This window comes from Micromonospora sp. NPDC050795, from assembly GCF_044456785.1.
Taxonomy (GTDB): domain Bacteria; phylum Actinomycetota; class Actinomycetes; order Mycobacteriales; family Micromonosporaceae; genus Micromonospora.
Genome location: NZ_JBITGE010000008.1, coordinates 1 through 26,402, shown reverse-complemented (window position 1 = coordinate 26,402; position 26,402 = coordinate 1). Strand labels below are relative to the sequence as shown.

27 protein-coding genes are annotated in these 26,402 nt (G+C 70.7%); 10 read left to right on the top strand and 17 right to left on the bottom strand.

Annotation, left to right across the window (positions count from 1 at the left end; translation table 11 throughout):
* Window positions 1-52: 52 nt before the first annotated feature.
* A complete protein-coding gene (locus ACIBEF_RS09200; protein ID WP_396792516.1) occupies window positions 53-715 on the bottom strand; it encodes a tetratricopeptide repeat protein in 663 nt (220 codons plus the stop codon).
* Between the two features lie 96 nt (window positions 716-811).
* Window positions 812-1,585, bottom strand: a complete 774-nt coding sequence (locus tag ACIBEF_RS09195) for a lysophospholipid acyltransferase family protein (protein ID WP_396792514.1) — start codon at window positions 1,583-1,585, stop codon at window positions 812-814.
* A 151-nt stretch (window positions 1,586-1,736) separates the two neighbouring features.
* On the opposite strand from ACIBEF_RS09195, the gene ACIBEF_RS09190 reads away from it, so the two are divergent.
* From ACIBEF_RS09190 to ACIBEF_RS09175, 4 genes are all read left to right on the top strand, one after another.
* Complete coding sequence (locus tag ACIBEF_RS09190) at window positions 1,737-3,149, top strand: cytochrome ubiquinol oxidase subunit I (RefSeq protein ID WP_396792788.1); 1,413 nt, start codon at window positions 1,737-1,739, stop codon at window positions 3,147-3,149.
* 14 nt (window positions 3,150-3,163) lie between these two features.
* Window positions 3,164-4,162 carry a cytochrome d ubiquinol oxidase subunit II gene (gene cydB / locus ACIBEF_RS09185; protein WP_396792512.1) on the top strand — a complete coding sequence of 333 codons (999 nt, stop codon included), beginning with the start codon at window positions 3,164-3,166 and terminating at the stop codon, window positions 4,160-4,162.
* A gap of 175 nt (window positions 4,163-4,337) precedes the next feature.
* Window positions 4,338-5,525, top strand: a complete 1,188-nt coding sequence (eis, locus tag ACIBEF_RS09180; RefSeq protein WP_396792510.1) for an enhanced intracellular survival protein Eis — start codon at window positions 4,338-4,340, stop codon at window positions 5,523-5,525.
* Window positions 5,526-5,637: 112 nt separating this feature from the next.
* Window positions 5,638-5,967: a hypothetical protein gene (locus tag ACIBEF_RS09175; protein WP_396792508.1), complete on the top strand. Its 330-nt coding sequence runs from the start codon at window positions 5,638-5,640 to the stop codon at window positions 5,965-5,967.
* A gap of 144 nt (window positions 5,968-6,111) precedes the next feature.
* On the opposite strand, the gene ACIBEF_RS09170 is transcribed toward ACIBEF_RS09175, so the two are convergent.
* Window positions 6,112-6,540 carry a pentapeptide repeat-containing protein gene (locus ACIBEF_RS09170; RefSeq protein ID WP_396792506.1) on the bottom strand — a complete coding sequence of 143 codons (429 nt, stop codon included), beginning with the start codon at window positions 6,538-6,540 and terminating at the stop codon, window positions 6,112-6,114.
* Here ACIBEF_RS09170 and ACIBEF_RS09165 point away from each other — a divergent pair.
* Window positions 6,539-6,973: a MarR family winged helix-turn-helix transcriptional regulator gene (locus ACIBEF_RS09165; protein WP_396792503.1), complete on the top strand. Its 435-nt coding sequence runs from the start codon at window positions 6,539-6,541 to the stop codon at window positions 6,971-6,973. The two genes, ACIBEF_RS09170 and ACIBEF_RS09165, sit on opposite strands and share 2 nt — an antisense overlap.
* Window positions 6,974-6,979: 6 nt before the next feature.
* On the opposite strand, the gene ACIBEF_RS09160 is transcribed toward ACIBEF_RS09165, so the two are convergent.
* The 3 genes from ACIBEF_RS09160 to ACIBEF_RS09150 all read right to left on the bottom strand — a co-directional run bounded on the left by ACIBEF_RS09160 (window position 6,980) and on the right by ACIBEF_RS09150 (window position 9,103).
* A complete protein-coding gene (locus ACIBEF_RS09160; protein WP_355007529.1) occupies window positions 6,980-7,663 on the bottom strand; it encodes a hypothetical protein in 684 nt (227 codons plus the stop codon).
* 84 nt (window positions 7,664-7,747) lie between these two features.
* On the bottom strand, window positions 7,748-8,209 hold the full coding sequence (locus ACIBEF_RS09155; protein ID WP_396792501.1) for a peroxiredoxin: 462 nt from the start codon (window positions 8,207-8,209) through the stop codon (window positions 7,748-7,750).
* A gap of 60 nt (window positions 8,210-8,269) precedes the next feature.
* Window positions 8,270-9,103, bottom strand: coding sequence for a patatin-like phospholipase family protein (locus ACIBEF_RS09150; protein WP_396792499.1), 834 nt, complete (start codon window positions 9,101-9,103; stop codon window positions 8,270-8,272).
* 91 nt (window positions 9,104-9,194) lie between these two features.
* On the opposite strand from ACIBEF_RS09150, the gene ACIBEF_RS09145 reads away from it, so the two are divergent.
* Entirely contained in the window at window positions 9,195-9,923 is a 729-nt protein-coding gene (locus tag ACIBEF_RS09145) for an SDR family oxidoreductase (protein WP_396792497.1), read from the top strand.
* 42 nt (window positions 9,924-9,965) lie between these two features.
* Here the strand turns inward: ACIBEF_RS09145 and ACIBEF_RS09140 are convergent, their stop codons facing one another.
* From ACIBEF_RS09140 to zwf, 3 genes are all read right to left on the bottom strand, one after another.
* Window positions 9,966-10,091 carry a hypothetical protein gene (locus ACIBEF_RS09140; RefSeq protein WP_396792495.1) on the bottom strand — a complete coding sequence of 42 codons (126 nt, stop codon included), beginning with the start codon at window positions 10,089-10,091 and terminating at the stop codon, window positions 9,966-9,968.
* Entirely contained in the window at window positions 10,088-11,512 is a 1,425-nt protein-coding gene (locus tag ACIBEF_RS09135; protein WP_396792493.1) for an OFA family MFS transporter, read from the bottom strand. The genes ACIBEF_RS09140 and ACIBEF_RS09135 overlap by 4 nt, the downstream gene beginning before the upstream one ends.
* A 225-nt stretch (window positions 11,513-11,737) precedes the next feature.
* On the bottom strand, window positions 11,738-13,117 hold the full coding sequence (gene zwf / locus ACIBEF_RS09130; RefSeq protein WP_396792491.1) for a glucose-6-phosphate dehydrogenase: 1,380 nt from the start codon (window positions 13,115-13,117) through the stop codon (window positions 11,738-11,740).
* Window positions 13,118-13,328: 211 nt separating this feature from the next.
* Here zwf and ACIBEF_RS09125 point away from each other — a divergent pair, with 211 nt between their 5' ends.
* The gene (locus tag ACIBEF_RS09125) at window positions 13,329-14,924 is read left to right on the top strand and encodes a beta-N-acetylhexosaminidase (protein ID WP_396792489.1); all 1,596 of its coding nucleotides are present in this window, start codon (window positions 13,329-13,331) and stop codon (window positions 14,922-14,924) included.
* A 52-nt stretch (window positions 14,925-14,976) separates the two neighbouring features.
* Here the strand turns inward: ACIBEF_RS09125 and ACIBEF_RS09120 are convergent, their stop codons facing one another.
* The gene (locus tag ACIBEF_RS09120) at window positions 14,977-15,417 is read right to left on the bottom strand and encodes a hypothetical protein (RefSeq protein ID WP_396792487.1); all 441 of its coding nucleotides are present in this window, start codon (window positions 15,415-15,417) and stop codon (window positions 14,977-14,979) included.
* Between the two features lie 304 nt (window positions 15,418-15,721).
* Here ACIBEF_RS09120 and ACIBEF_RS09115 point away from each other — a divergent pair, with 304 nt between their 5' ends.
* Window positions 15,722-16,312 (top strand): alpha/beta fold hydrolase, encoded by a 591-nt coding sequence (locus ACIBEF_RS09115; protein WP_396792485.1) that lies wholly within the window; start codon window positions 15,722-15,724, stop codon window positions 16,310-16,312.
* A 32-nt stretch (window positions 16,313-16,344) separates the two neighbouring features.
* Here the strand turns inward: ACIBEF_RS09115 and ACIBEF_RS09110 are convergent, their stop codons facing one another.
* Window positions 16,345-17,997 carry a DUF885 domain-containing protein gene (locus tag ACIBEF_RS09110; protein ID WP_396792483.1) on the bottom strand — a complete coding sequence of 551 codons (1,653 nt, stop codon included), beginning with the start codon at window positions 17,995-17,997 and terminating at the stop codon, window positions 16,345-16,347.
* Window positions 17,998-18,135: 138 nt separating this feature from the next.
* Window positions 18,136-18,690 (bottom strand): hypothetical protein, encoded by a 555-nt coding sequence (locus tag ACIBEF_RS09105; protein WP_396792481.1) that lies wholly within the window; start codon window positions 18,688-18,690, stop codon window positions 18,136-18,138.
* Between the two features lie 178 nt (window positions 18,691-18,868).
* Here ACIBEF_RS09105 and ACIBEF_RS09100 point away from each other — a divergent pair, with 178 nt between their 5' ends.
* On the top strand, window positions 18,869-19,864 hold the full coding sequence (locus ACIBEF_RS09100) for a tyrosine-type recombinase/integrase (RefSeq protein WP_396792479.1): 996 nt from the start codon (window positions 18,869-18,871) through the stop codon (window positions 19,862-19,864).
* Window positions 19,865-19,869: 5 nt separating this feature from the next.
* Here the strand turns inward: ACIBEF_RS09100 and ACIBEF_RS09095 are convergent, their stop codons facing one another.
* The 5 genes from ACIBEF_RS09095 to ACIBEF_RS09075 form a co-directional block, all read right to left on the bottom strand.
* Window positions 19,870-20,559, bottom strand: coding sequence for a fasciclin domain-containing protein (locus ACIBEF_RS09095; RefSeq protein WP_396792477.1), 690 nt, complete (start codon window positions 20,557-20,559; stop codon window positions 19,870-19,872).
* A gap of 92 nt (window positions 20,560-20,651) precedes the next feature.
* Window positions 20,652-22,757 carry a M14 family zinc carboxypeptidase gene (locus ACIBEF_RS09090; protein WP_396792475.1) on the bottom strand — a complete coding sequence of 702 codons (2,106 nt, stop codon included), beginning with the start codon at window positions 22,755-22,757 and terminating at the stop codon, window positions 20,652-20,654.
* A 111-nt stretch (window positions 22,758-22,868) separates the two neighbouring features.
* Window positions 22,869-23,669 carry an MBL fold metallo-hydrolase gene (locus tag ACIBEF_RS09085; protein ID WP_396792474.1) on the bottom strand — a complete coding sequence of 267 codons (801 nt, stop codon included), beginning with the start codon at window positions 23,667-23,669 and terminating at the stop codon, window positions 22,869-22,871.
* Entirely contained in the window at window positions 23,666-24,466 is an 801-nt protein-coding gene (locus ACIBEF_RS09080; RefSeq protein ID WP_396792472.1) for an alpha/beta hydrolase, read from the bottom strand. The genes ACIBEF_RS09085 and ACIBEF_RS09080 overlap by 4 nt, the downstream gene beginning before the upstream one ends.
* A 111-nt stretch (window positions 24,467-24,577) precedes the next feature.
* Window positions 24,578-25,357 (bottom strand): endonuclease/exonuclease/phosphatase family protein, encoded by a 780-nt coding sequence (locus ACIBEF_RS09075; RefSeq protein ID WP_396792470.1) that lies wholly within the window; start codon window positions 25,355-25,357, stop codon window positions 24,578-24,580.
* A 183-nt stretch (window positions 25,358-25,540) separates the two neighbouring features.
* Between ACIBEF_RS09075 and ACIBEF_RS09070 the strand changes: the two genes are divergently transcribed.
* Window positions 25,541-26,311: a sulfite exporter TauE/SafE family protein gene (locus ACIBEF_RS09070; RefSeq protein WP_396792468.1), complete on the top strand. Its 771-nt coding sequence runs from the start codon at window positions 25,541-25,543 to the stop codon at window positions 26,309-26,311.
* The last annotated feature ends 91 nt before the right edge of the window (window positions 26,312-26,402 follow it).

Below are 26,402 nucleotides of genomic sequence, written 5' to 3'. Positions count from 1 at the left end.
GGGGTGGTGGCGCGGCGGATGGCTGCACGCGGGCGCTGCCCCGCATGTCCGTTCAGATCCGACTCTTCGCCTGCTCGATGTGGCCGACGATCGCGTTCGCACCATGGGTGCTTGCCAGGGCGTGCGCCTCGTCGAGTATTGCGAGCGCGTCCGCGCGGCGGTCCTGGGCTGCGGCGATGTACGCCAGTCCGATCATGTTGGAGGCCACGCCCGGCAGCGCCCCGATCTCCCGGCGCAGCTGGGACGACTGTTCCAGCAGTTCGCGCGCCTCGCCCAGCCGACCAGCCGCGTGTGCGCCGATGCCCAGGTGCCGCAGGGCCTCGGACCAGGTCAGTTTGTCGTCGACCTGCGCCGCCAGCCGGCAGGACCGCTGCAGGTAAGGAAGCGCCCTCTCATCGTCTCGTCGAACGAACTGGTGCAGACAGCCGATCCAGAACAGCGCCTCTGCCTCACCGCGCGTGTCGCCCAGCGCCTGGTACAACTCAAGCGCGCGCTCGAACAGCGGCAGTTGAGCGGGATCTTCCGCAGGCACCCCGCCTGGGTCGCTGGACCCGCTCTGAAACCGTGCGTGCAATATCCGTCCCCGCGCCAGCGCCGCGTCGGCGTCGACCGCGTCCAGTCCACGCTCGGCGGCGGCGAGCGCACTGCTGTCGCCGCCGAACACCGCCTGCTGATAGGCCTCTCTGGCCCGCTCGAGTCGGTCGTCGGTCGTCATCGTCGCCCCCGCTGGCATCGCGCTGCTTACTGGATCCGGCAGTCTAGTCCGGGAGGCATCAGCGGATCCCGATCGGTGGTCGGCGCTGCGGGTGACTCAGCGGGGGTGGCGGCGGTGGGCGCGGCTGAGGTCGGTGGGGCGTCCGGGGTCGACGTGGTGGGGCCGGTCGGGTTCGTCGGGGCGCAGTGGGGCGAGGGTGTCGGTGAGCGCGTCGATGATCCGGTCGGTGGCGCGGCGGGCCGCGCCGGGGTTGGCGGCCGCCGTCTCGCCCAGGTCGACGGGGGCGCCGAAGTGCACCCGGATCACCGGGCGGCGCCACAGCGAGCGGGCGATGCCGCGCAGCATTCCGCGGGGCGCCTGGTAGGGCAGCACCTCGTGCGAGCCCCACTGGGCGACCGGGACGACCGGGGCACCGCAGGCCAGTGCGAGGCGGGCGGCACCGGTCTTGCCGCGTTCGGGCCACAGGCCGGGGTCCAGGCCGATGCGCCCCTCGGGGTAGATGAGGATCACCGAGCCGCGCGCGACCGCCGTGGCGGCGTCGTCGAGGGCCTGGTGCACGGCGCTGGTGCCGCGGTCGACCCGGATGTGCCCGGCGTGACGCATGGCGGCACCGAACACCGGGACGCGGAACAGTCCGGCGGTCGCCATGATCCGGGGGGCGACGCCGCGGGTCTGGCAGGCGGCGGCCATGACCACCGGGTCGAACGGGCTGATGTGGTTGGCGGTCAGCACCAGCGGACCGCGACGCAGGTGCGCCGGGACGTCGCCGGTGACCTCGAGGCGGCCGAGCAGGCCGACCAGGCCCCGGGCCAGCAGCAGGGCGGCGCGCCAGATCAGCGGCGGCTGCCAGGTGGTGTGTGCGGTGTCCATCAGCGCGCCATCGTCGCACGCTGCGGCGGGGCCGCGAGGGCGGGTCGGGTGATCAGGGTCATTGGTCCCGGCCGGGTACGGACCCCCAGCCTTCTACGACGAGCAGTAGTATTTACTACGTCGCGTAGTACGGATGGCTGGAGGTCCTCAGGTGGACGCGTTGGACGTTGCCCGCTGGCAGTTCGGTGTCACCACCGTCTACCACTTCCTTTTCGTGCCGCTGACCATCGGCCTCTCCGTGCTGGTGGCCATCCTGCAGACGATGTGGCACCGCACCGGCAACGAGCGCTACCTCAAGCTGACGAAGTTCTACGGGAAGCTGTTCCTGATCAACTTCGCCATGGGTGTGGTCACCGGCATCGTGCAGGAATTCCAGTTCGGCATGAACTGGAGCGACTACTCCCGCTTCGTCGGCGACATCTTCGGCGCACCCCTGGCCATCGAGGCGCTCGTCGCGTTCTTCCTCGAATCCACCTTCATCGGCCTGTGGATCTTCGGCTGGGACCGGCTGCCCAAGCGGGCGCACCTGGCCAGCATCTGGGCCGCCGCGATCGGCACCAACCTGTCCGCGTACTTCATCCTCGCCGCGAACTCGTTCATGCAGAACCCGGTGGGCTACCGGATCAACCCCGACAGCGGACGCGCCGAGCTGACCGACTTCCCGGCCGTGCTGACCAACAAGGTCGCCCTGATCACCTTCCCGCACACCCTGGCCGGCTCGTTCCTGGTCGCCGGGTCGCTGGTCGTGGCCGTCGGCCTGTGGCACGTCATCCGCAACCGCGACTCCGCCGACACCGGCGCGTACCGCTTGGCCACGAAGTTCGGCTCCTGGGTCGTCCTGGTCGCCTCCGCGGCCGTGCTGTTCACCGGCGATATCCAGGGCAAGATCATGACGGACGTGCAGCCGATGAAGATGGCCGCCGCCGAGGGCCTCTACACCACCGAGAGCCCCGCCTCGTTCTCGGTGCTCACCATCGGCAGCCTGGACGGCAGCCGCGAGGTGTTCGCCCTCAAGATCCCGTACCTGCTGTCGTACCTGGGCACCGGCGAGCCGAACGGCACCGTGCACGGCATCAACGACCTGCAGGCCCAGTACGCCACCCAGTACGGCGCGGGCAGCTACACCCCGATCATCCCGGTCACCTACTGGAGCTTCCGCTTCATGATCGCCTTCGGGATGGCGGCCGGCGCGATCGCCCTGCTGGTGCTCTGGAGCCAGCGCAAGGGCCGCACCCCGAGCAGCAGGTGGCTGCTGCGCGCCGGGCTGGCCATGCCGGTCCTGCCGTTGCTGGCCAACTCGTTCGGCTGGATCTTCACCGAGATGGGCCGCCAGCCGTGGATCGTCTTCGGCGAGATGCTCACCCGAAACGGGGTGTCGCGCAGCGTCTCGCTGGCCGAGGTGCTCACCTCGTTCACCGCGTTCACGCTGATCTACGCCACCCTCGCCGTGATCGAGGTCAAGCTGCTGCTGCGCTACGCCAAGGCCGGCGTACCCGACGTCAGCGAGCAACCCCCCACCGACGACACCGACGACGCCGAGCGCCCGCTCGCCTTCGCCTACTGATCCCGGAGCCCATCGTGGAACTGACCACCATCTGGTTTCTCCTCGTCGCCGTGCTGTTCACCGGGTACTTCATCCTGGAGGGCTTCGACTTCGGCGTCGGCATGCTGCTGCCCGTGCTCGGCCGCGACGACCGGGAACGCCGCGTCCTGATCAACACCATCGGCCCGGTCTGGGACGGCAACGAGGTGTGGCTGATCACCGCCGGTGGCGCCATGTTCGCCGCGTTCCCCGAGTGGTACGCCACCCTCTTCTCCGGCTTCTACCTGCCGCTGCTGCTGATCCTGCTGGCCCTGATCGCCCGGGGCGTCGCCTTCGAGTACCGGCACAAGCGCCCCGAGGCGTCCTGGAAGCGCCGCTGGGACGCGGCGATCGTGGTCGGCTCGCTGCTGCCGGCGATCCTGTGGGGCGTCGCCTTCGCCAACATCCTGCGCGGCGTGCCACTGGACGCCGACCACGAGTACGTCGGCGGCCTGCTGGACCTGCTCAACCCGTACGCCCTGCTGGGCGGCGCGACCACCCTCGCGCTGTTCCTCACCCACGGCGCGGTGTTCCTCGCCCTGAAGACCACCGGCGACATCCGCGAGCGGGCGGGCGCGCTCGCCGTGCGCCTGGGTGTGGGCGCCGCCGTGCTCGCGGTCGGGTTCCTGACCTGGACGTTGACCATCCGCTCCAGCACGGCCGCCGTCGTGCTCGCCGTCGGCGCGGCCCTCGCCCTGCTCGGCGGTCTGGCCGCCGCCCGGGTACGCCGGGAGGGCTGGGCGTTCACCGGCACGGCCGTGGCGATCGGCCTGGCGGTGGCGACGCTGTTCGCGGCGCTGTTCCCGAACGTGCTGCCCTCCACCCTGGACGCGGCCGGCACGCTGACGGCCACCAACGCCGCGTCGACCCCGTACACCCTGAAGATCATGACCTGGGTGGCGGTGATCTTCACTCCGGTGGTGCTGGCCTACCAGGCGTGGACGTACTGGGTGTTCCGCAAGCGCATCGGCGTGGCCAACATCCCGCAACACTGACCGCCGGAAGCGGGGGAATCGCGTCGATCTTGCACTTCCGGTCGTCGATCTGCACGAAATGCCGGTAAAGCCGCGACAGTAACCGCAAGATCGCGCACCAGCGGGGACGGCGCAGCGCGGGGGCGTCGAGGAAAATCGCGGGGGTGGTGGGGGTGGGCTCGTTTACGGTGTGCCGATGCCCGCCACTGTGCACGTACGCGAACTCACCGCCGACGACCTCGACGCCGCCTGGGAGCTGGGCCGCTTCGCGTTCGGCTCCGACCCGCAGCGCCCGGCGCCCGCGCCCGCGCCGGTGCCCGGCCTGACCCGTTACGGCGCGTTCGACGACTCCGGTCGGCTCGTCGGCAAGGCCGTCGACCTGCACCACGACCAGTGGTGGTCCGGGCGGGCGGTGCCGGCCGCCGACGTGGCCGGGGTGGCCGTCGCCCCCGAGGCCCGTGGTCATGGCGTGGCGCGAGCCCTGCTCAGCGCGCTGCTGCGCGGCGCCCGCGACCGTCAGGCGGCGATCAGCGCGCTCTATCCGACCGTCGCCGCCCCGTACCGGGCCTGCGGGTGGGAGGCCGCGGGGGTGCTGCGCACCGTCGACCTGGCCACCGCCGCGCTGCCCCGGCACCGGCCCGCGTCGCACCTCACCGTCCGGGCCGGTACGCCCGCCGACCTGCCGGCCGTCGACGCCCTGTACGAGCGTGTCACCCGGCACCGCAACGGCATGCTGACCCGCCGGGGTGAGCTGTTCGACGCCGCCGACCGCGGTCTGCCCGGCGACGGGGTCACCCTCGTCGAGGCCGACGGCGAGCTGGTCGGTTACGCCACCTGGCAGCGGGGCCGGGGCTACGGGGCGGATTCGGTGCTCACCGTCGACGAGGCCCTCGCTGTCACGCCCGAGGCCGCCCGGGAGATCGTCGGGGTGCTCGGCAGTTGGGCCAGCGTCGCGCCGACGCTGCGACTGTGCCCGCTCGACGGCGACGCGGTCAGCGCCGTCCTGCCGTTGGAGTCGGCCCGCGACCACGAGCGGGACCTGTGGATGCACCGACCGGTCGACGTCGCCCGCGCGGTGAGCGCGCGGGGGTGGCCCGCCCACACCCGAGGCGTCGTCGACTTCGCCCTCACCGATCCGCTCGCCGAGTGGAACACCGGCACCTGGAGGCTGACCGTCGGCGACGGCGACGCCGAGCTGACCCGGGTCGGCGGCGAGGCCGACCTGCGGTTGGACGTGCGCGGTTTCGCCCTGCTCTACGCCGGTGCCGCGCAGGCCCGCTCGGTCGCGCAGGCCGGCCTGCTGCACCACAGCCCGGGTGTCGACCCGGGCGCGCTCGACCTCCTGGCCTGCGGCGGGCCCGCGCAGTTGCTCGACTACTTCTGACCGGCGGGCCGATGGTTTCCCGGCACAAGCGCATGTTGCCGCGCCGGTAGCGGTCCCGATCGAGCCCGTTCAGTGGTAGCCACGCGTAGGCAACGATGATGAAATCGCCTTCGTGGCGGGAATCAATCACTTCCGGTTCGGCAGGCTGGTCGCCGAGGCCCTAACCGCCGAGGCGTTCAAGGACTCGGGGCACCGCATCGTGGACCTTGAGGTCATTCCTTCGTTCGACGGCAGTTCTGACGAAATGTGCTCGTGGTTGATTTTCTCCACCGTCGAGGAGGCCCAGGCCGCTCGTGAGGAGGCACCCGCCTTGGAGGAACGCGCACGTGCCGTTCTTGCTCAAAGGGGCTACCCCACCGAAGCGCTGCCGAGCTTCCGCCTGTCCTTCACTTCTGTGCCTGAGATCGAGGCTGGCGGAGGGCGGTTCTACTACTTCCGCTAGCCGGTTGTCACATTACCGGCTGCCGATTGCGGGGCCGTTGTCGTCCTCGGAGCGCGCACCTGATTCTGGTCGCGGGCGTCGAGAAATGGACGGCCGGCCATGCGACGTGACACGGGCACCTTGACCCGCAGGGCGCTGCCCTGACTAGGGTTCGGGTGCTCCGTCGGGCCACCAGGTTGTCTCGTCCCGCGTAGCCCTTGTGAGATCAGCACCGTCCAGCAACGCGCGGGTGAAGTCGGAGCCCCGCAGGTCCGCAAGGTAGGCGGCGAGGACGTTGACAATGTTCGGGCGGTCGTCGATCGACTCGCGAGCGATACGGTCAAGCGCGTAGATGCCGCCGATCCGCACGGTTGTGTCAACGTTGGCGAGCTGCTCGACAGCCCTGGTGTATCGGTCGGTCAACTGCCCCTCGCGCTGCACAGTCAACTGCTCACGAGTGGCGGCTGCCGAATGCTGCGCGACCACCTGGTTGAACGGGACGCCGAGTGTGCTGATGGCCCGTTCGAGCAGGGCCCGGGTGGCGTAGTGGGCCTGGCCGATGACCTGGCCGTTGAGGGTGGGGACGGTGGACATGACGCCTCCTTCGACACGTTGGCCGAGCCAACGGTGGTTGCGCCAGACCGCCGGTCACGCCGCCCGCCTGCTCAACGAGGGCTTCGCCGCGCACGACCTGCGCGGCTACCACTACCGGCTGCTCGCCACCCTCGCCGAGGACGGGCCCGCGAGCCAGGCCGACCTCGGCCGTCGCTGCGGCATCGACCGCAGGGACGTGGTGGCCGCCATCAACGACCTGGCCGGCCGAGGGCTCGTGGTGCGTGCCCCCGACCCGGCCGATCGCCGCCGCAACGTCATCAGCGCCACCGACGCCGGCGTCGACGGGGCCCGCCGGCTGGGCGCGACCCTCGAGCGCGTCCAGGTCGACCTGCTCGCACCGCTGTCCACCACCGAGCGCGAGCAGCTGACGCGACTGATCACCCGACTGCTGCACCACCACAGCCGGCACTGACAGCCCTCAGCGGGCCTCGCGCAGCTCCGCCAGCCGGGCCTCGATCTCGGCCAGCTCGGCGCGCAGCTTCTCGGCCTGCTGCTCCGCCTCGGCCCGCTCGGTGCCGAGGATCTGCTCCACCGCCTCCTGCACCCCCGGCACGTCGACCAGGGCCACCATCTTCAACGCCTCTGCCGGCTTCACCACGTACGGCTTCGCGAGGGCTTTGCTGCCCTGCTGCGCGGCGACGGTCCACTCCCCGTCGGCGTACGCCAAGGTCACGGTGAGGCCCGCGGGGCTTTTCGGCTTGACGGCCTTGACCGCCCGCCGCGCCGGCGGCTTCTCCGTCTGCTCCACCTTCGGCTCCTCCTGTCGCTGCGCGGGCACCCGCGGCGTGTCCAACACGAACTCCGGCGCGGCCACCGCCGGCGGCTCGGGCTCGGGCTCCGGCTTCGGCTCCACCACCCGACGAGTGACGCCCTTGGGCGCCACGGCCAGGTCGGCGGGGGAGAACGGCAACTCGTCGCGGCCGAAGCGCACCACCACGAACTCGTCGGACACCTCCGGGTCGGTCAGCTCGATCACCTGACCGACCTGACCGGCGATCTGCCCCGCCGAAGCGGTGAACACCACCCGCGGTTTGCGACCGGCCGCCAACGACTCCCGGATGCTCTGCACCTCGCTAGTGGACAAACCCTGGCCGGCATCCATCACAACCCTCTTCCGTACACCTGTTTGATTGCTGTCTTGATACCAGCCGACTGCGACACCCGCCGCACGGGGCTCACACCCCGGTCAGCCGCCCAGCGCCCGCAGCGCCCGGTCCGCGTGCTCGTTCATGCTGACCTCGCTGTGGATCACCTCGATGATCCGCTGGTCGGTGCCGATGACGAACGTCATGCGCTTCATGCTCAACGGCCCCAACGGCACCCGTCGCTTGACCCCGAACTGCTGCGCCACCGTGCCGTCGGCGTCCGACAGCAGCGGATAGTCGAAGCCGTGCAGCTTCGAGAACTCGGCCTGCTTCGCCACCGGGTCGCGGCTGATGCCCACCCGCGTCGCGCCCAGCGCCGTGAACTCCGCCGCGAGGTCACGGAAGTGGCAGCTCTCCGCCGTGCACCCCCGGGTCATCGCCGCCGGGTAGAAGAACAGCACCACCGGCCCGGCCGCCAGGAACTCCGACAGCCGCCGCGGCGTGCCCGTCTCGTCCGGCAGCTCGAAATCCTGCACCACGTCGCCGACACCCACACCCGCCACCGCGCACCTCCGTTGTCCGATCGACCGTTGTCGGATCGACTGCGCGGTGAGCGTAAGCGATCACGCCCAGAGCGCCGCCACCTCGTCGGCCACCACGTCGGCCTGGGCCCGTCCGGCCCGCGCCGCCCCCGCCCGCCGCGCCGGGTCCAGCACGTTACGGCCGATCGCCGTGCGCGCCGCCGCGTCCGGCGTCACCACCACCACCCGCGCTCCGGCCGCCCGTAACGCGTCCACCTGCGCCGACAGCCGTGGCATCGGCCCGAACGCCGCCGACGTCGGTGCGAGCACCAGCACCGCCCGCGCGTCCGCCGCAAGGTCCGCGTTCACCGTCGAGCGCATCCCACCGTCGACGAAGCGGCGCGCGCCGATCGTCACCGGCGGCCACACCCCGGGCACCGCGCAGCTAGCGCCCACCGCGTCCACCAGAGACACCCCGCTGTCACGGTCGAACACCACGAACTCACCGGACGACGCGTCCACCGCCGTGACCAGCAGCCGCCGCGCCGGCCACTCCCGGGCCGGCAGGCGGGCCTCGATCACCGCGCGCCGCGACGACTCCGGCGGGGTACGCGCCGCCACCGCCATCGCCCCGATCCGCGCCCGCGAGCGCACTGCGTCGCGGGTCCGACCACCGGCCCAGATCAGCCGCGCCAGCGTCGCGAAGCCCAACCGTGCCGCGATTTCACTCGACGGCGGTGCCAACTGTTCGGCGTAGAAACGCTCGACGGGCAACCCGGAGCACACCAGCGCGCCGACCACCGAGCCCGCCGACGTGCCCACCACCAGATCCGCCCCGGTGACCGGCACATCCCGTTCGACCAACCCCGCCAGCAGCCCCAACTCCCAGGCCACCCCGGTCACCCCGCCACCGCCGAGCACCAGTGCCCGCTGCATGTGACCCTCCTCTCGACGACCGAGCCGCGCCGGTCACGGTAGCGTCGGCACGACAATCGCGCAGCACTCAGACCCCCCCCGGGGAGGCACCGTGGCACCCGTCACCGTCATCACCGGCGGCGGCCGGGGCATCGGCGCGGCCACCGCCCGGCGGCTCGCCGCCGCCGGTCACCACGTGGCCCTGTGCTACCGCCGCGACGACGCCGCCGCCACCGCCGTCCTGGCCGACCTGCGGGCCGCCGGCGCACAGGCCATCGCGGTACGCGCCGACACCACCGACCCCGAGCAGGTGCACGCCCTGTTCGACGCCGCCGCGCAGCTCGGCCCGCTCACCGGCCTGGTCAACAACGCCGGCGTCACCAGCCTCATCGGACCGTTCACCGAGCTGCGCGTCGAGGACCTGCGTCGGGTCGTCGACGTCAATCTCGTCGGTTACGTCCTCTGCGCCCAGCAGGCCGCACACCGGCTCACCGACGGTGGGGCGATCGTGAACGTCTCGTCGGCGGCCGCGACCCTCGGCAGCCCGGGGGAGTACGTGCACTACGCCGCCGTGAAGGCCGCCACCGACACCCTCACCGTCGGCCTGGCCAAGGAACTCGCCCCGAAGGGCATCCGGGTCAACGCCGTGGCCCCCGGCATCGTGCGCACCGACATCCACGCCGACTCCGGGGTCCCCGACCGCGCCGACTCCGCCGTCGGTCGCATCCCGCTGGGCCGCGCGGGCGAACCCGACGAGATCGCCGCCGCCATCGCCTGGCTGCTCGGCCCGGACGCCTCGTACGCCACCGGGACCGTGCTACGCGTTTCCGGCGGTCTCTGACGGTGCTGCGGGGTGCCGCCCGACGGCACCCCGCACCGCACCTCAGTGGGTGAACAGCTTCGCCGCCGTGATGACGGTCTGGGCGATCCCATAGCCGAGCAGCGCCGCCACCACCAACCAGGAGATCCACAACCGGGCCTGCTGCCCGGAACGGCTGTCGTCACTCATCGCGTACCACTCCTCTGCGCCGTCGCGTCCTCGTCCACGTGCTGTTGCGGGTGATGTTCCGCCGCTGGTTCGTGGTAGCGCTGCGGCACCGGCCGCACCAGCAGGTTCGCCACGAAGCCCACCGCCAGCACGCCCACCATCGTGAACAGCGCCGGACGGTACGCAGCGGCGGTCAGCGAGCCCGGCTCGCCCTGCGCGTCGAGGAACCCGTTGACGATCAGCGGACCGGCGATCCCCGCCGCCGACCACGCGGTCAGCAGCCGACCGTGGATCGCCCCGACCTGGAAGGTGCCGAACAGGTCCCGCAGGTACGCCGGCACGGTCGCGAAGCCACCGCCGTAGAACGACAGGATCACGCAGGCCAACAACACGAACAGGGCCGTCGAGGTCTGCCCGACGAGCGCCAGCAGCGCGTAGAGCACCATGCCGACACCCAGGTACACCAGGTAGATCGGTTTGCGGCCGATGATGTCCGAGGTGGACGACCACGCGAACCGTCCGGCCATGTTGAACAGCGACAGCAGACCCACGAACCCGCCGGCCGCCGCGACGGTCACCGCGGAGGTGCCGTTGTCGCGGAAGAAGTCCTGGATCATCGGGCTGGCCTGTTCCAGGATGCCGATGCCGGCGGTCACGTTGCAGAACAGCACCACCCACAGCAGCCAGAACGAGCGGGTCTTCACCGCGTTCGCCGCCGACACGTTCGCCGTGGTGACGAGCGGCTTCGCCGCCACGCTGGCGGGGTCGAAGCCGGCCGGCCGCCAGTCCGGCGCCGGCACCCGCACGTTCGCCACCCCGAACATCATGATCACGAAGTAGCCCAGGCCGAGCGTCACGAACAGCCACACCAGGGCGCTGCCCGACGCCGTCGACCCCGCGTTGGCCGGGTCGTAGCCGGCGTCGTAGAACGACAACAGTTGCCGCGACAGGGGAGAGGCGACCATCGCCCCACCACCGAACCCCATGATCGCCAACCCGGTTGCCAGCCCTGGCCGGTCCGGGAACCACTTGATCAGTGTGGAGACGGGGGAGATGTAGCCGATGCCCAGCCCGATGCCGCCGAGCAGCCCGTAGCCCAGATACAGCAGCCAGAGCTGCTTCGTGGCGATGCCCAGCGAGCCCACCAGGAAACCCGCCGCCCAGAAACAGGCCGAGACGAACATGGCCTTGCGCGGCCCGTTCGCCTCCACCCAGGTCCCGGCGACCGCCGCGGACAATCCGAGCATCACGATCGCGATGCTGAAGATCACCCCGATCGCCGTCTGGCTGGTGTCGAAGTGGGCGATCAGCGAGTTCTTGTAGACGCTGGTCGCGTAGACCTGACCGATGCAGAGGTGGATGGCCAACGCCGCCGGGGGGATGAGCCACCGGCTGTAGCCGGGCGGCGCGACGGTGTGCCGACGATCGAGTACGGAAAGCATGAGCTGCTTCCTCTCCGACGAGGACGAGAAACGTCGCCCCCAACGTGCCCACACCACGCGTAAGCGGCAAACCTCACCGTCGCCGGACGGTCGTTCCGCTGAGCTGAGCGGTCAGTCAGCGACCGCGCGCCGCACCCGTGACCGACTCGGCCTCCCCACAGTCGGGACACCGCGACCTTCCAGACACCGAGTCGGTCACGCCGCCTTCGTCAGCTCCGGCCGCGACTAGCGCAGGTCCGGAAGGTGCCAGCCGCCGGCCAGCGCGTCGGCGTCCGCCGGACCCCAACTGCCCTTCTCGTACGACCGCACCGCCGTCGGCAGATCCAGGATCGGCTCGACGATGCGCCACTCCTGCTCGATCGTCTCGGCACGCGCGAAACGCAGGTGCTGCCCGTCCATCGCGTCGTCGAGCAGCCGCTCGTACGCCTCCTGCCGGCGGCCGAGAGCCGCCCCGAAGTCGACGGACAGGTCCACCGGACGGCTCGCCACCTCAGCACCCGGGCTCTTCGCCTGGATCGACATGGTGATGCCGTCACCGCGCCCGAGCCGGAACCGCAGCAGGTTCGCGGCAGGGGCCTGGCCCCGCTCGGCCGGGATCAGTGAGCGCTGCGGCTGCTTGAACTCGACCACGACCTCTGTCGCCGTCCCCGCCAGGGACTTGCCGGCACGCAGGTAGATCGGCACACCCGCCCACCGGGGGGAGTCGACCGTCAACCGGGTCGCCACGAACGTCTCCGTGTTCGAATCCGCCGCCACGCCCGGCTCGTCGCGGTAGCCGGCGTACTGCCCCCGGACGGTGGAGTCCGGCGACAGCGGCGCGATCTGCCGCAGCACCGCGGCCTCCGCCTCCCGGAACGCCGTGGTGTCCTCGCTGGCCGGCGCCTCCATCGCAATCAGCGCCACGACCTGCAGGATGTGGTTCTGCAGCACGTCCCGGGTCGCGCCCACGGTGTCGTAGAAGCCGGCCCGGCCCTGGGTGCCGAAGGCCTCGGCGAGCGTCACCTGGATGTTGTCGATGTGCTCGTTGTTCCACAGCGGCTCGAACAGCCGGTTGGCGAACCGGAAGGCGTAGAGACCCTCGACGGCTTCCTTGCCGAGGTAGTGGTCGATGCGGAACACCCGCTCCGGCGCGAAGGCCGCGCCCAGGGTGCGATCCAGCTCGCGGGACGACTCCAGGTCACGCCCGAACGGCTTCTCCACGATCACCCGACCCCGGTCGGCCAGACCCACGGCCGCCAGGCCCTCGACGACGGAGCCGAACACCGCCGGAGGAATCGCCAGGTAGAAGACCGGCCGCTCGGCGTCGCGCAGCCGCTGCGCCAGCCGTTGGTACGTCGTCGGGTCCGCGTAGTCGCCGGAGATCATCGAGAGGTTGTCCGCCAGCCGGTCGAAGGTCTCGTCGTCGATCTCGTCCTGGGCCTCGGTGACCGACTTGCGGGCCATGGTGACCAACTGCTGATCGTCCCAGGGGGAGCGGGCGATACCGATCACCGGAACGTCGAGACGGTCGCGCCGGGTCAACTCGTACAGCGCCGGAAACAGCTTCTTCGAGACGAGGTCTCCCGTGACGCCGAACAGCACTACCGCGTCTGAGCGCATGTGCATGGCACTTCCCATTCGATCATCCGAACCTGATCTTCCGAATGGACAACGGCACGACCACTCCCGGAATTCCCCAGCGTGCGGCGTACGTGAGGTCGGCGACAGCGCTGTCTCGACGCGCCCTACGTTAAGGAAGGTTTACAGTACAGGCGAAACGCCGGTAATCTGCCCTCCTAATCGACAACTGTCGATCACGACGAGGCCTGGAGTTACCGTGCGTCGCCGACACACCACCACACGGCTGCTGGCCATAGCCGCACTCGCGCTACCCGTCACCCTGCCCGCAACACCCGCCGCCGCGACACCCACCGCACCAGCCCGACACCTCAGCGACGTCATCCCCGCACCGGTCGAGACCCACCCCGACGCGCACAACACATTCCGCATCACCCCCCTGACCGTCATCCGCACCACCCCCGGCTCAGCCGCCGCCCGCAACGTCGGCCACCAACTCGCCACCACACTGCGCCCCGCCACCGGCCACGCCCTGCCCGTCCTGCCCGTACGCTCCACCCCGCTACCCGAGATCGCCCTGCTCATCGGCGGCGCCGACGACCGCATCGGCCAGCAGGGCTACCAACTCGACGTCACCCGCCGCAGCGTCACGATCCGCGCCAACACCCCCGCCGGGCTGTACGCCGGCACCCAGACCCTGCGCCAACTGCTCCCCGCCCAGATCGAGGCACCCGAGCGGCAGGGGACCACCTGGACCATCCCCGGCGGACGAATCATCGACTACCCACGCTTCGCCTACCGCGGCGCGATGCTCGACCTCGCACGCCACTTCCACACCGTCGACGACATCACCGCCTACGTGGACCTGCTCAGCCAGTACAAAATCAACTACCTGCACCTGCACCTGACCGACGACCAGGGCTGGCGCATCCAGATCGACTCCTGGCCCCGCCTCACCACCGTCGGCGGCGGACCCGGCACCGGAGTCGACGGCGTCGGCCCCGGATACCTCACCAAGGCCGACTACAAAGCCGTCGTCGCCTACGCCGCCGCACGACACATCACGATCATCCCCGAGATCGACATGCCCGGGCACACCAACGCCGCCCAGTCGACCTACCCCGAACTCAACTGCGACGGCGTCGCACCGCCCCCGCGCACCGACATCGCCGTCGGCTACAGCTCCCTCTGCATCAACGACGACCTCACCTACCGCTTCGTCGAGGACGTCATCCGCGAAATCGCGGCCATCACCCCCGGACCATTCCTGCACGTCGGCGGCGACGAAGCCCACGCCACCACCGACGAGGACTACCGCACCTTCATGAACCGGGTCCTGCCCCTGGTCACGAAGTACGGCAAACGCGCCTACGGCTGGAACGAAATCACCCAGGCCGACACCTCCACCGACGACGTCGCCCAGTTCTGGGGCACCGGCACCACAAACGCCAGCCTCGTCGCGGCCGCCGCCCGCGGCACCAAAATCGTCATGTCACCGGCGAACAAGGCCTACCTCGACATGAAGTACGACGCCAACACCCGCCTCGGCCTACGCTGGGCCGGCCTGATCGAGGTGTCCGACGCGTACGGCTGGGACCCCGCCACCCGGGTCACCGGCATCGGCGAGAACGCCATCCTCGGCGTCGAGGCCCCACTATGGTCCGAGACGCTGCGCACCCTCGACGACATCGAACACATGGCCTTCCCCCGCCTACCGGCGATCGCCGAACTCGGCTGGTCGACCACCGCCAGCCACGACTGGGAATCATTCCGCACCAGACTGGGGGAGCAGGCACCCCGCTGGCGACTGCAACAGGTCGACTTCTACCCGTCCCCACAGGTGCCCTGGATCTGACCCGTACCCCCGGTTTGTGGGCACCGGCCGACCCGGCCGGTGCCCACGACGCTCAGCGACCGCAGACGGTGTCCAACGCCTTCAGCGGCGGGTCGAGATCCGGCGCCTCGATCTCGGTGGCCTTCGGACCGGCCAGGTGCTTCTCCACCCCCGCAGCCAGGGTCTCCAACGCGGTGCGCACCTGCGGGTCGGCAGCGGTCGGCGCCGCCGTCTTGAGGTCCTGCAACAGCGCCGTGTAGTGGCCGCGAACCTTCGCGCCCGCCTCCTTGGCGCTGACCGGCTTGTCGATCGCGGCGATCGCATCGTCAGCCATCGCGACGTAGTGCTTCTTGACAAAAACGAGACTGGCGTCGCAGACCTGCTTGCTGTTGGCCGCCACGTCGACGGTCGGGCTCGGCGCCACGGTCGGCGACGGCGCGACGGCGCCCTCATTCTCCTTCTCGGCAGGCTGGCAGCCCACAACGAGGCCGACGGTCGCGACCAGGCCAACCACAATACGGACAGGCTTACTCGTCAAGATGTTCCCCCGTGGTGATGTGCGGCCCCGCCGTTCGCGGTGAACGGGCAATGGCCGGAGCGCACCACTGTAGACACCGCCCGCCGAAGACGCAGACCAGTTTCACCCACGGCCCGCCCGGCATGAGACGTTGAACCTGAACCCCACCACCGACAACCCCAACGAGGACTCCCGATGAACCTGGCGTTCGACCACACGGCGGAGACCGGACCAGCGGTGGTGTGCCTACCTCCCCGGCCACGGAGACACCCCCGCACACTGCCCACCCACCTCCCAGGCAGTGCTGGACACCGTCTGCGCCTGGCTCGACCACCACATCGACACGCCAGTCCTGCTCGCCGGCGGCTCCTACGGCGCGTACCTGGCCGCCGGCATCGCCCGCCAACGACCCGACCTCGTCCGCGGCCTGCTCCTCGTGTGCCCCGGTGTCACCATCGCCCGCCACAGCCGTACCCTGCCCCACGACCCACCACTCGAAGCACCCCCGGGCTGGCTCGACGCCGCCCCCACCGAACTGCACCCACATCTGGACGCCGCCCTGGGTCACCGCACCCCAAAAGTCGTCGCGACGGTGCTCGCCGCACTGCAATCCGGCGGCCCCGGTGACCCGACATTCCAACAGGAGTTGCAGAACGGCCCCGACTACGCGCTACCCGACGAGAACACCGAGATCGCCTTCGACGGCCCGGTCAGCGTGATCACCGGCCGGCAGGACCGCATCGTCGGGTACGCCGACCAGTTCCACGCCATGCGCCACTACCCGCGCGGCACCTACACCGTGATCGACGCCGCCGGGCACTACCTGCCGTACGAACAACCCGCTCTGCTGCACTCGCTCACCCAGGACTGGCTGCGCCGTTCCCACATCTGACAGCCCGAGCTGGGGGAGCGGACCTTGTCCGGCTATCTCCGCGGTCCCTGACGTGTGTCACTGCGATCCGCGAATGGTGCTCGGTCACCCCGAAGGGCCGCCGTCAACTGATCCAAGCCCATCGAGCCCAACTCCAGCGCCTGACGATGGAACGCGCGCCGGTCGCCAGGAAAGGACGAACGGCCTGCCAGCCACACGCGCTCACCCACCTTGTAGGCCAACGCCTGCCCAGGCCGACCCAGGTAACGCGCGAGCTCGGCGGACGCGTAGCACCCCTGATGGCACCGATCCCGCAACAGCTTCAGCGCCGCGTCCGCCGTCCACACGGCTCCATCGCCGCAGGGCATCGCCAGCCGCAGGTGCAGGCCGATGTCGAGCACGACCCGCGCGGCGCGCAGGAGCTGCATGGACAGGTACCCCAGTCGAGCACCTGGCTGCTCATACAGCCCGAGCTCGTCCATGAACCGCTCCGCATACAGTGCCCAGCCCTCCTGACTCCCGGAGAGGCCGCCGAGCAGGTTCAGCCGCTGCCCGAGGCCTCCCCGGCAGGCTTCCGCGCCGAGGTGGAGGTGATGGCCGGGAACGCCCTCGTGAAAGGCGGTGCTGTAGGCGTACCAGGTAGGGAATGTCGCTGCGCCCTCCGGGACCGACCACCAGACCCGACCCGGCCGCGCCAGGTCCCGCGACGGCCCTGTGTACGCAATGCCGGACGACGTGACCAACCGCGACTCGATGCGCCTCAGCGGGGCGGGGATGTCGAAGTAGACACCGTCCAATCTCTCGGTGGTCGACTCCAACAGGTTCTGCAGCCACGCAGCGAACGCCTCCCTACTGTGCAGCGTGCCAGGTGCGTCGGGGCTGTTGAGCCGGGCGAGCACCTCCGGCACGCTCCCGCCCAGGGCCTCCGCCTCAGCGAGAAGCTCTGCCTCTGTCGCTCTGAACTCCTCCCAACCCCACTCGTACAGCTCGCGCAGGTCAGGTTGGGCCGCGAGGAAGGTACGCACCCAGAGCGCATACCGCTGCTGACCGAACGCCTCCTCCTCAACTGCCCGCGGAGCCAGGTCGACGGTCAGCCTCTCAGCGAGCTTCTGGTACGCCGCTCGCGAGCCCGCTGCCGCGGCTTGCAACGACGCCCGCTGACGCCCCTCGCCGTAGCGATCCACCAGGGCAGCATCGTCGTCAGTCCAGGTGCGGCAGCGCTGCGCGACGAGCTCCACCTGACGGCGCGCCGGCACATCGCCGCGCTGCGCGGCGAGGAGGAGGCTGCGGGCGTACCCGTCAAGGGCCGCAGGGATCGCGGCCATGCGTGCGCCGACACGAGCCCAGCCCTCCTCGAAGGCCGCGTTCTCGGCGTCGCGGCCGGGAACCGCGGCTTCGACGGCTTGGCGGATGAGCTGAAGGGGACCGGTGGCCGCCACGTGCAGTTCGCGCAGATCCTCTCCGGCGTCGTGGAAGGCGACACGCGTGTGCAGCCGTTCGGCGAGGTGGGCGTGCAGCGGGGTCCCGGCCGGCAGTGCCTCGATCTCGCGCAGGGCGAGGGCGGCCCGGTCCGCGCGGGCCTGGTGGCCCTCGGGGCCGTAGTCGGTAAGCCCGTCGACGTCCTGTTCGCCAGCGTCGACCACCGCTGTGCAAGGGTCGAGGATGGCCATGTCGTGCAGAAGCCGCTCCACGAAATCCTCGATCACCCGGGCAATGGTAGGGCCTCGCGCCAGTTGTCATGGTGCAAGCCCGCATCGATCCGGAACGATGTAAAGCTGATTCGATAATGGGCATTATGTAAAGTCGAGGCTTTCTGGGAGTCCCCTCGCCGTTCACCGACGGTGTCAGTCGCGTGTCAGGCCGGGCGGGCACGCGTCCTCGTCCGGGCCGACGAGGCGCGCGTTGACCAGAGGGTTACGTCGCAGGGCCGCGAGCACCGCACCGCTGGCGCCGATGTCGGTCCAGGTGTCGTCCCACAGGGCGGAGACGAGCCAGGAGCGATCAGCCGGAAAGAACAGGTCGGGCAGCGCCCCGTCGCCGCGCATGTGACCGACCCGCCAGTTGAGGGCCTGTTCCGGCCCGGCCTGGACCAGTACGTAGGGCCAGTCCCAGTAGAGGGACACCCTCGGGGCGTGCGGGAAGACGACGTCGTGGGCGCCGGTGTCGAGAAAGCCCAGCCACCAGGGCTGGTCCGGTGTGCACGCCGCCAACTCGTCGATCACCGCGCGTTCGTGGGCGTCGAAACCGACCCCGGCGGGCGGGTGAAAGGTGCCGTACGCCTCGAACACCGGCGGGATCGCCGTGGTGACCGACAGACCCTGCGTGGTGCGCCCGGTGAGCCAGGCGACGTCACCGGCGGTGCCGATCCGCCAGGTCCGCCCGTCCTTGCTGACGTCCATGGGCTCCGTCCGGGTCGTTGCGTCTTGTGCGTCGCGGCCTGCGGCGGCGGTCGACGTCATGCCGGGCACAATACGTGTTCCCTGATCAGCGTGGCCCCGGCTGCACCGGTCACGGGTGGGCCCTCTCCCCCTGGCTCACCACTTCCCGGCAACACGAAAATGCTGCATAATATCCCTTATGCATGACAAACAGGACGAATCGCTCGCGGTGCTGATCGAGGAGTTCCTGACCGCGCGGGCCACCCGCAAGCCCTCCCCGCACACCCTGGCGGCGTACCGCAGGGATCTCCGAACGATCGCGGCTCTGGTCGCGGAGGATGACACCCCTCCCCTACCCCTGGACGCGCTGTCGATCACCGACCTCTCCCCCCGGGTGATGCGCGCGGCCTTCGCCCGGTTCGCCGCCCCCCGGGCGCCCGCGTCGGTGCACCGGGCCTGGTCCACCTGGAACAGCTTCTTCACGTTCCTGGTCGCTGACGGGTTCGTGGCGGGCAATCCGATGCCGGCGGTTGGGCGGCCTCGGGCGCTACTCCCCCAGCCGAAGCCGCTGCGCGGCGCGGACACCCCCGAGGTGCTGCTCGCGTCCGCCGCGCGCGACGACGGGCGGCAACGCGACCCGTGGCCGGAGCGGGACGTGGCGGTGTTGGCGGTGGCGCTCTGCGCCGGGCTGCGTCTGTCGGAGCTGCTGGCGTTGCGCGTCGACTCGCTCGGCGGTCGGTCCGGTGAGCGGCGGGTCGAGGTGGCGGGCAAGGGTGGACGGCCTCGGGTGGTGCCGATCGAGGCGGATCTGGACCGGGTGCTGCGGGACTACCTGGACAGTCGGGTGCGGCGCTTCGGTTCGCGGTCGGTGCGTCCCGACTCGCCGTTTCTGGTGGATCGGCGTGGTGAGCCGTTGCGCCGTGGTGGCCTGCAGTATCTCGTGGAGTCGTGTTACCGGCGGGCGGGCATCGGTGACCGGGTGCCGCGGGGTGCGCGGCTGCACGCGCTGCGGCACACGTTCGCGACCCGGTTGGCGGAGGACGGTGCGAGCGCGGCGGAGATCATGCGGTTGTTGGGGCACGCGTCGTTGGCGTCGTCGCAGACGTACATCGAGGTGACGGCGGGACAGCAGCGTGACGCGGTCCGCGCCAATCGGACCAACCGCGCGTTGGCGGGTCTGGTGCCGCCGGGGTGAGGTGGTCAGTGTGCGCGGTGGCCGGTGCCGTGGGCGGTGACGGGCAGGGGGCCGAGGACGGCGTTGATGATGTGGATGCGGGCGTTGGTGGCCTGGTAGTCGGCGCAGACCGTGTCGGCGCGGTCGCCGAGGCGGGCGGTGGGTCCGGTGCTGGTGACGGTGACGGTGACGCCGTCGAGGGTGGTGGCGGTGCCGGCGGTGGTGAGGTCGGCGATCGGGTGGTTTCCGGTGATGAGGTGGGCTTTCAGCAGGGTGCGGAGCTGGTCGGTGTGGTGGGTCATGAGGTCGTCCCAGTTGTCCTCGGAGAACGTGGCGGCGAAGGCGTCGTCGGAGGGTGCCAGGAGGGTGACGCCGTCGCCGGCGGGTAGGTCGGTGAGGACGCCGCTGGTGCGCAGTGCCGCTTCGAACGTGGTGAGGGTGGGGATCCAGCGCAGCGCCGCCTCGACGGGTTGCCCGGCGAGGAAGCTCGGGTTGCCGGGGTCGGTGCCGGTGGGCAGGGCGGCGCAGAGTGGCCCGGTGGGCTGGGGTGCGGTGCTCGCGGGCGCGGCGTCGGCGTTGGGGGCTGCGGGGCTGCCGGTGCAGGCGGCCAGCAGCAGGGTCGGCAGGAGCAGGCCGAGCGTCCGGCGGACGCGTCGAGCGCCGTGCGGTCCGGGGAATCGTCGGGGGTGTCGCGGTGCGGTGGTGGGGTGCGACACGGCGGCCTCCACGGGTGCGGTGTTGCTGGTGGGGTGCCGGCGGCGCGGGTGTCGGGTCCGCGCCGCCGGCGTGCTGGCTCGCTAGTGGTCGGTCACAGTGCCGCGCACTGGGTGGTGCGGGGGCCGTGGACGGTGTTGGCGATGCCGAGGTTGTGCGGGGTGGGGTTGTTGCCGGTGCAGGTGAGTGGGCCGCGGATGGTGGTGCCGGCCAGCACGGGTGCGTCGGTGGCGGTGGTGTTGCCGGACAGGTCGACGGGGCCGGCGATGGTGGCGTCGATGATGGAGATCGTGTGGGTGGTGGCGATGCGGACCGGGCCGTTGATGGTGCTGTCGGCGAGGAGGATGCCGGCGGCGCCGGTGGCGGTGAGGGGGCCGCTGATGGTGGTTGCTGTCGTGACGAGTGCCGCGCCGGCTCGGACGGTGACCGGGCCGTTGATGGTGGCGTCGTCGGCGCAGGTGAAGCCGGTGACGGTCAGGGGTCCGTTGCGGCGGCCGGTGAGGGTGGGATAGACACGTTCGCCGTCGGTCAGCTTCTCCACGCCCTTGCTGTCGAGGAGCAGGGGGATGAGGCCGCGTTCGGGTTGGTTGAGGGGGACGTAGTGGTCCCCGCCGATCGTGATGACCTTCCAGCCGTGGGCGGCGATGCGTTGGGCGACGGTGGTGCCGACGCCGCCGGGCCCGTCGGTGCGGGGGCCGTTGTACTGGGCGTCGGTGAGTTTGTAGGCGCAGGGCGGGTTGTCGAGGATCAGGTCGGCGGGGGGCGCGTCGAGTGGTGGCGGGCTGTCGCCGGGGTGCGGTGCCGGGTGGGCGGGGATGGGGCGGGAGCCGCGGAAGACGAGCCGGCCGGTGTTGGCGGCCTGGGATTCGATGGCTTCGCTGCGGGCTGTCAGGATGTCGGCGCGGTCGGCGCGGTGGTAGTCGAGGAACTGGTGGAACGTCCACAGGGCGGAGTAGGTCTTGCGGCGTCGGTTGTTGGCGGTGTTGCCCTCGTCGGGGCGGGTCTGGCCGCCGGAGCTGCGCAGTTCCAGCAGCGAGTTGGTGACGTTCTTGAGTCCGAGGGTGTTGCGCAGGATGGTTTCCTCGCTGAGGCCGACGTTGCCGCCGCCTTCGCAGCCGTAGGGGCAGGCCCACCAGCCGGCTTCGGCGCCCTTGGCGTACATGTGGCCTTCGATCATGTCCTGGGACTGGTCGAAGATGGGTTGGGCGACGTTCTGGTGCCGTGGGGGCAGCATCGGCAGGTCGCCGGCGCGGGAGTTGCCGAACTCGTGGCCGTCGTAGCCGGCGACGGGTCGGTAGTCGCGGACCATTTTGATGTACGCGGTGGTTTCGGGTTGGCGGATCAGGGAGTAGTCGCGGTTGAGGTCCTGGCCGGTGGAGTTGCCGCGGGTGTTGTTGGCGCGGCCGTCTCCGTTGATGGTGGGGATGATCAGGACGGTGGTGTGGCTGAGTAGGTCGGTGATGCGGGGGTCGGTGCTGAAGGCGAGGTGGCGGGCCATGATGAGGCAGGCTTCGCGGTCGCCGGGTTCGTTGCCGTGCACGTTGCAGTTGATGGCCACGGGTGCGGTGGTGGCGACGGCTTGCGGGGTGGCCGGCGGGGTGGGGTGGCCGATGACCATCATGTTGATGGGTCGGTTCTGGACGGTGCGGCCGAGTTCGACGACGCGTACGCGGTCGCTTAGGGCGTCGATGGCGGCGGTGTAGGCGTACTCGTCGGTGTCGCTGGTGTACTGCGCGGCGTGGGTGGTTTCCCAGCCGGTGCGTAGTTGCTCGCCGGGGGTCGTGGGATTGCCCCAGGGTGCGGTGGTGGTGGCGGTGACCGGGTCGGAGTAGGGCTGTTCGGTGGTGCCGGTGCGGGCGCGTACACGCCATTGGAAGGTGTCGCCGGGGTTGTGGCCGGCGTCGGCGAAGGTGGGTGCCTGTTGGTTGATCTGGCGGTTGGGTCGCCAGATTCCGACGATGGTGGGTGCGCCGGTGGGGGTGTTGTCGGCGTCGACGGGGGTGCGTTCGATCTGGTAGTCGGTGGCGCCGTCGACGGGTTGCCAGGCGAGGGTGGTGTATCCGTCGGCCTGGTGGGCGGTGAGGGCGGTCACCTGGTCGGGTGGTGCGGCGGTCTGGGCGTTGGCGGGGGTGGCTGCGGTGGTGAGCGTGAGGGCGATGAGGGTGGACACGGCGATGAGGGTTTGTCGCTGGCGTCTCATGTGGCCTCCGACGAGGTGATCGTGGCGTGTCGACCAGCATGATCGTCGAAGTCCGTCGATGCAATGATCTTGAGGGAATCTTGCGCCTTGTGGTCCGCTCCCCCGGGTCGGTCAGGCGGGAACGGTGGTGGGTTCGCCGGGTGGAAGCCAGCGGACGCTGTCGCGTACCGGCGGTGGGGCGGCGGCGAACGCCCGCTCGATGACCTCGCGGGGCTCCTGGAAGTGTTGCCAGCCCTCGTAGTGCACGGGGATCGTGGTGTGCGGTAACACTGCGGTGCACAGCTGGACGGCTCGCCGGGCCGTCATCGAGTAGCGCAGCGGCCCGGTGAGCGGGAACCGTACGCCGCCGAGGTGCAGCAGCACGGTGCCGACGCGGATGCCGGTGGCCGCGGCGTGAACGCGGCGGGTCAGGACGGTGTCGCCGGTGATCCAGAGCGCGCCGTGCTGTTGTCCGTCCCAGCGCAGGGCGAAGCCGATGACGTCGCCGACGATCGGGCCGCTCAGGGGCGGGCCGTGCCGGCAGGGGGTGGCGGTCACCTCGATGGTCGGTCGGTCGGGGTGCGTCAGCAGGGTGGTCGTGTTGGCGCGCAGGCCCCGGGTGGCGGGGCCGAGCCGTCGTGCCCCGGCTTCGGTGGTGAGCACGGTCTGCGTGTCGTTCAGGAGCGCGCGGCCGGCGTCGTCGAGGTTGTCGCCGTGGTGGTCGTGACTGAGCAGCACCGCGTGGATCGGCCCGAGGTCGGCGGCGGGGATGGCCGGACCGGTGATTTTGCGCGACGAGGTTCCCCACCCGAAGGTGTAGCGCCGCCCGGGTGGGTCGAACGTGGGGTCGGTGAGCAGCCGCCACCCGCCGACCTCGATCAGCGTGGTGGGGCCGCCGATGTGGGTGATCCGCAACGACGCCGTGGTGTTCATCGGGCGTGGCGCAGGGCCCAGTCGAGGGCGACGTCGGCGATGCGCTGCCAGCCCTGCTGGGCGGGCAGCAGGTGCGCGTACCCCTCGAAGAGCTCGACCTCGGTGATGGTGTCGCCCGTGTAGTGCGCGGCGTTGGAGCGCTGCACGCTGGGCGGCATGATGTGGTCCTCGGAGCCGGAGATGAACAGCAGCGGGGCGCGTTGGTCGTTGTGGTAGTTGACGGCGATGTCCTGGGGGCCGGGCAGCAGGTTGGCCAGGACGCTGTCCCAGAGGATGCCGCCGGCGGCGGGGATGGCGTAGCGCTCGTACAGGGCGCGGGCGGTCTGTTCGTCGAAGGTGTTGGTGAAGGCGTAGTTCCACTGCTCGAAGGTGAACCCGACGGCGCGGTGCCGGTTGGCGGGGTTGCGCAGTACCGGGAAGGTGGAGCGCAGTTGCGAGAACGGGATGTTCTTGACGCCTTCGGTGGGCGCCGAGTTGAGGGCGACGGCGCTGGCGCCGTACCCCCGGTCGAGCAGTACCTGGGTGAACGCCCCGCCGGCGGAGTGGCCCATGATGATCGGCGGCTTGGGCAGCGCGGCGACGACGTCGATGAGGTGGTCGATGACCTGTGGCGCGGTCAGCGTCTCCAGGGGGCTGGGGTCGGCGTTGATGGCCTCGACCTCGCCCTCCAGCCCCGGGTAGGTGGGGGTGAGCACGTGGAAGCCCTTGGCCTGGTAGTGGGTGACCCAGTGTTCCCAGCTGCGGGGGGTGACCCAGAACCCGTGGATGAGGACGATCGTGTCCGGCCTGTCGCTCATGGTCAGCTCCGTGTTGTCGGGGGTGCCGATGGCGCAACGGTCGTGGTGTGGGTGATGCCCCACCTTAGACATTCGCGACCCGCGACGGCGGATCATCTGGCCTGACGGTTGTCAGCCGAGGTCGACCAGCAGGGGGCGGTGGTCGCTGATGGTGGACGACGGCGCGGTGACCGCGCGGACCGGTGGGAGGGCGGCGAGGGCGTGTCGGTCGGCGAGGATGTGGTCGAGTTGGACGCGGGGCTGCCCGGACGGGTAGGTGGGGCGTCGGCCCAGGGGGTGCCAGCCGGAGATGAGGCGGGCCGCGCCGGCGGGCAGGTTGAGGTCGCCGAGCAGGACGCGGGGCCCCGGTAGCGCGCGCAGGGCGCGGACGGTCTGCCGGAGTTGGCGGGCGTTCCAGCCGGGTACGAAGGACAGGTGGGTCGCGGCGACGGTGAGGGGTCCGTGCGGGGTGTCCAGGACGGCGGCGAGGATCACGCGGGGTTCGTCGTGCAGCAGGATGAGACCGCCGCGGGGGCCGGGCACGTAGACCGGTGAGCGCACCGGCGCCGGCTTGAGTCGGGTCACCTGCCAGCTGCGGACGGGGTGTCGGCTGATCAGGCCGATGCCGTAGCAGGGCTCCCCGTGGCCGTCGTCTTCGTGGCGCAGAGGGCGGAACTGTTCGCCGGGGGTGCCGACGACGGCGGCGGCGAAGCGGTGGTGTGGCGCGCCGAGGGCGCGGGCGGCGATGGCGGTGAGGTCGAGGTTGCCGCTGCGGCGTTGGTCGCGGTCGACCTCCTGCAGGGCGAGCACGTCCGCGTCGAGGGCCCCGATGGCGGCGGCGAGTCGGTCGGAGTCGACGAGCCCGTCGGTGAGGGATCGTCCGTGCAGCATGTTGAAGGTGGCCAGGCGCACTCCTGCACCTTACGTGCCCGTGGCATGGTTGCCGGGTGGTGAAGGTGTTGCTGTGTTCGGTGCTGGTGTTCGTGGCGGTCGGCGCGTTGGGGGTGTGGTTGCGGCGTACGCGGGGTCGCTGAGCAGGTGAGGCTGGCCACTCGGTGCCCGTTGCGGAGTGTGGGGTGGGCAGAATTGCCGCCCGTGGACGCCGTGACGCTGAGTACGCTGCTGGCCGCCGCCGCGATGGCCGGGTGGGTCGATGCCGTGGTCGGTGGTGGCGGGTTGCTGCTGCTGCCGGCGTTGCTGGTGGCCGCCCCGGGGTTGCCGGTGGCCACCGCGCTGGGCACGAACAAGCTGGCCGCGATCTTCGGCACGGCCACGGCGGCGACGACGTACGCGCGTAGGACGACTGTCGACTGGCGGGTGGCGGGCCCGGCGGCGGGGCTCGCGGTGCTCAGCGCGGGGGTGGGCGCGGCGTTGGCCGGGACGGTGCCGGCGTCGGCGTACCGGCCGGTCGTCCTTGTGGTGCTGGTGGCGGTGGCGGTGTTCGTGCTGGTGCGTCCCCGGATGGGGGTGGTCGCGGTGCCGGCGAAGCGCACCACGGTGCGGGTGGCGGCGGTGATCGCGGTGGCCGGGGTGGGGGTCGCCCTGTACGACGGGTTGATCGGCCCGGGCACCGGCACGTTCCTGGTGTTGGCGTTCACCGCCCTCGTGGGCGCGGACTTCGTGCACGGCTCGGCGATGGCGAAGGTCGTCAACGCGGGGACGAACCTGGGCGCGCTGGTGGTGTTCGCGGCGACCGGGCACGTGTGGTGGCTGTTGGGCGCGGGCATGGCGGTGTGCAACATCGCCGGCGCGGTGCTGGGGGCGCGGATGGCGTTGCGCCGCGGCTCCGGGTTCGTGCGGGTGGTGTTGCTGGTGGTGGTGGTGGCGCTGGTCGCGAAGCTGGGCCACGACCAGTGGGTGAGCTAGGTGTTCTGTCCATGGACGTTGGTGACGGGGCGTAGATCTTGAAATGGGTGAGGACCTCCGGGTGAGGTGGAGCTTGTCGAAGGTTCCGCAT

What these genes read in the sequence shown, in the direction of transcription:
- ACIBEF_RS09200 (WP_396792516.1), bottom strand. Translation starts at nt 715, where the DNA reads ATGACGACCGACGACCGACTCGAGCGGGCCAGAGAGGCCTATCAGCAG.
- ACIBEF_RS09195 (WP_396792514.1), bottom strand. Translation starts at nt 1,585, where the DNA reads ATGGACACCGCACACACCACCTGGCAGCCGCCGCTGATCTGGCGCGCC.
- eis (WP_396792510.1), top strand. Translation starts at nt 4,338, where the DNA reads ATGCCCGCCACTGTGCACGTACGCGAACTCACCGCCGACGACCTCGAC.
- ACIBEF_RS09165 (WP_396792503.1), top strand. Translation starts at nt 6,539, where the DNA reads ATGACGCCTCCTTCGACACGTTGGCCGAGCCAACGGTGGTTGCGCCAG.
- ACIBEF_RS09170 (WP_396792506.1), bottom strand. Translation starts at nt 6,540, where the DNA reads ATGTCCACCGTCCCCACCCTCAACGGCCAGGTCATCGGCCAGGCCCAC.
- ACIBEF_RS09160 (WP_355007529.1), bottom strand. Translation starts at nt 7,663, where the DNA reads ATGGATGCCGGCCAGGGTTTGTCCACTAGCGAGGTGCAGAGCATCCGG.
- ACIBEF_RS09150 (WP_396792499.1), bottom strand. Translation starts at nt 9,103, where the DNA reads ATGCAGCGGGCACTGGTGCTCGGCGGTGGCGGGGTGACCGGGGTGGCC.
- ACIBEF_RS09140 (WP_396792495.1), bottom strand. Translation starts at nt 10,091, where the DNA reads ATGAGTGACGACAGCCGTTCCGGGCAGCAGGCCCGGTTGTGGATCTCC.
- ACIBEF_RS09135 (WP_396792493.1), bottom strand. Translation starts at nt 11,512, where the DNA reads ATGCTTTCCGTACTCGATCGTCGGCACACCGTCGCGCCGCCCGGCTAC.
- zwf (WP_396792491.1), bottom strand. Translation starts at nt 13,117, where the DNA reads ATGCACATGCGCTCAGACGCGGTAGTGCTGTTCGGCGTCACGGGAGAC.
- ACIBEF_RS09105 (WP_396792481.1), bottom strand. Translation starts at nt 18,690, where the DNA reads ATGGACGTCAGCAAGGACGGGCGGACCTGGCGGATCGGCACCGCCGGT.
- ACIBEF_RS09100 (WP_396792479.1), top strand. Translation starts at nt 18,869, where the DNA reads ATGCATGACAAACAGGACGAATCGCTCGCGGTGCTGATCGAGGAGTTC.
- ACIBEF_RS09090 (WP_396792475.1), bottom strand. Translation starts at nt 22,757, where the DNA reads ATGAGACGCCAGCGACAAACCCTCATCGCCGTGTCCACCCTCATCGCC.
- ACIBEF_RS09085 (WP_396792474.1), bottom strand. Translation starts at nt 23,669, where the DNA reads ATGAACACCACGGCGTCGTTGCGGATCACCCACATCGGCGGCCCCACC.
- ACIBEF_RS09080 (WP_396792472.1), bottom strand. Translation starts at nt 24,466, where the DNA reads ATGAGCGACAGGCCGGACACGATCGTCCTCATCCACGGGTTCTGGGTC.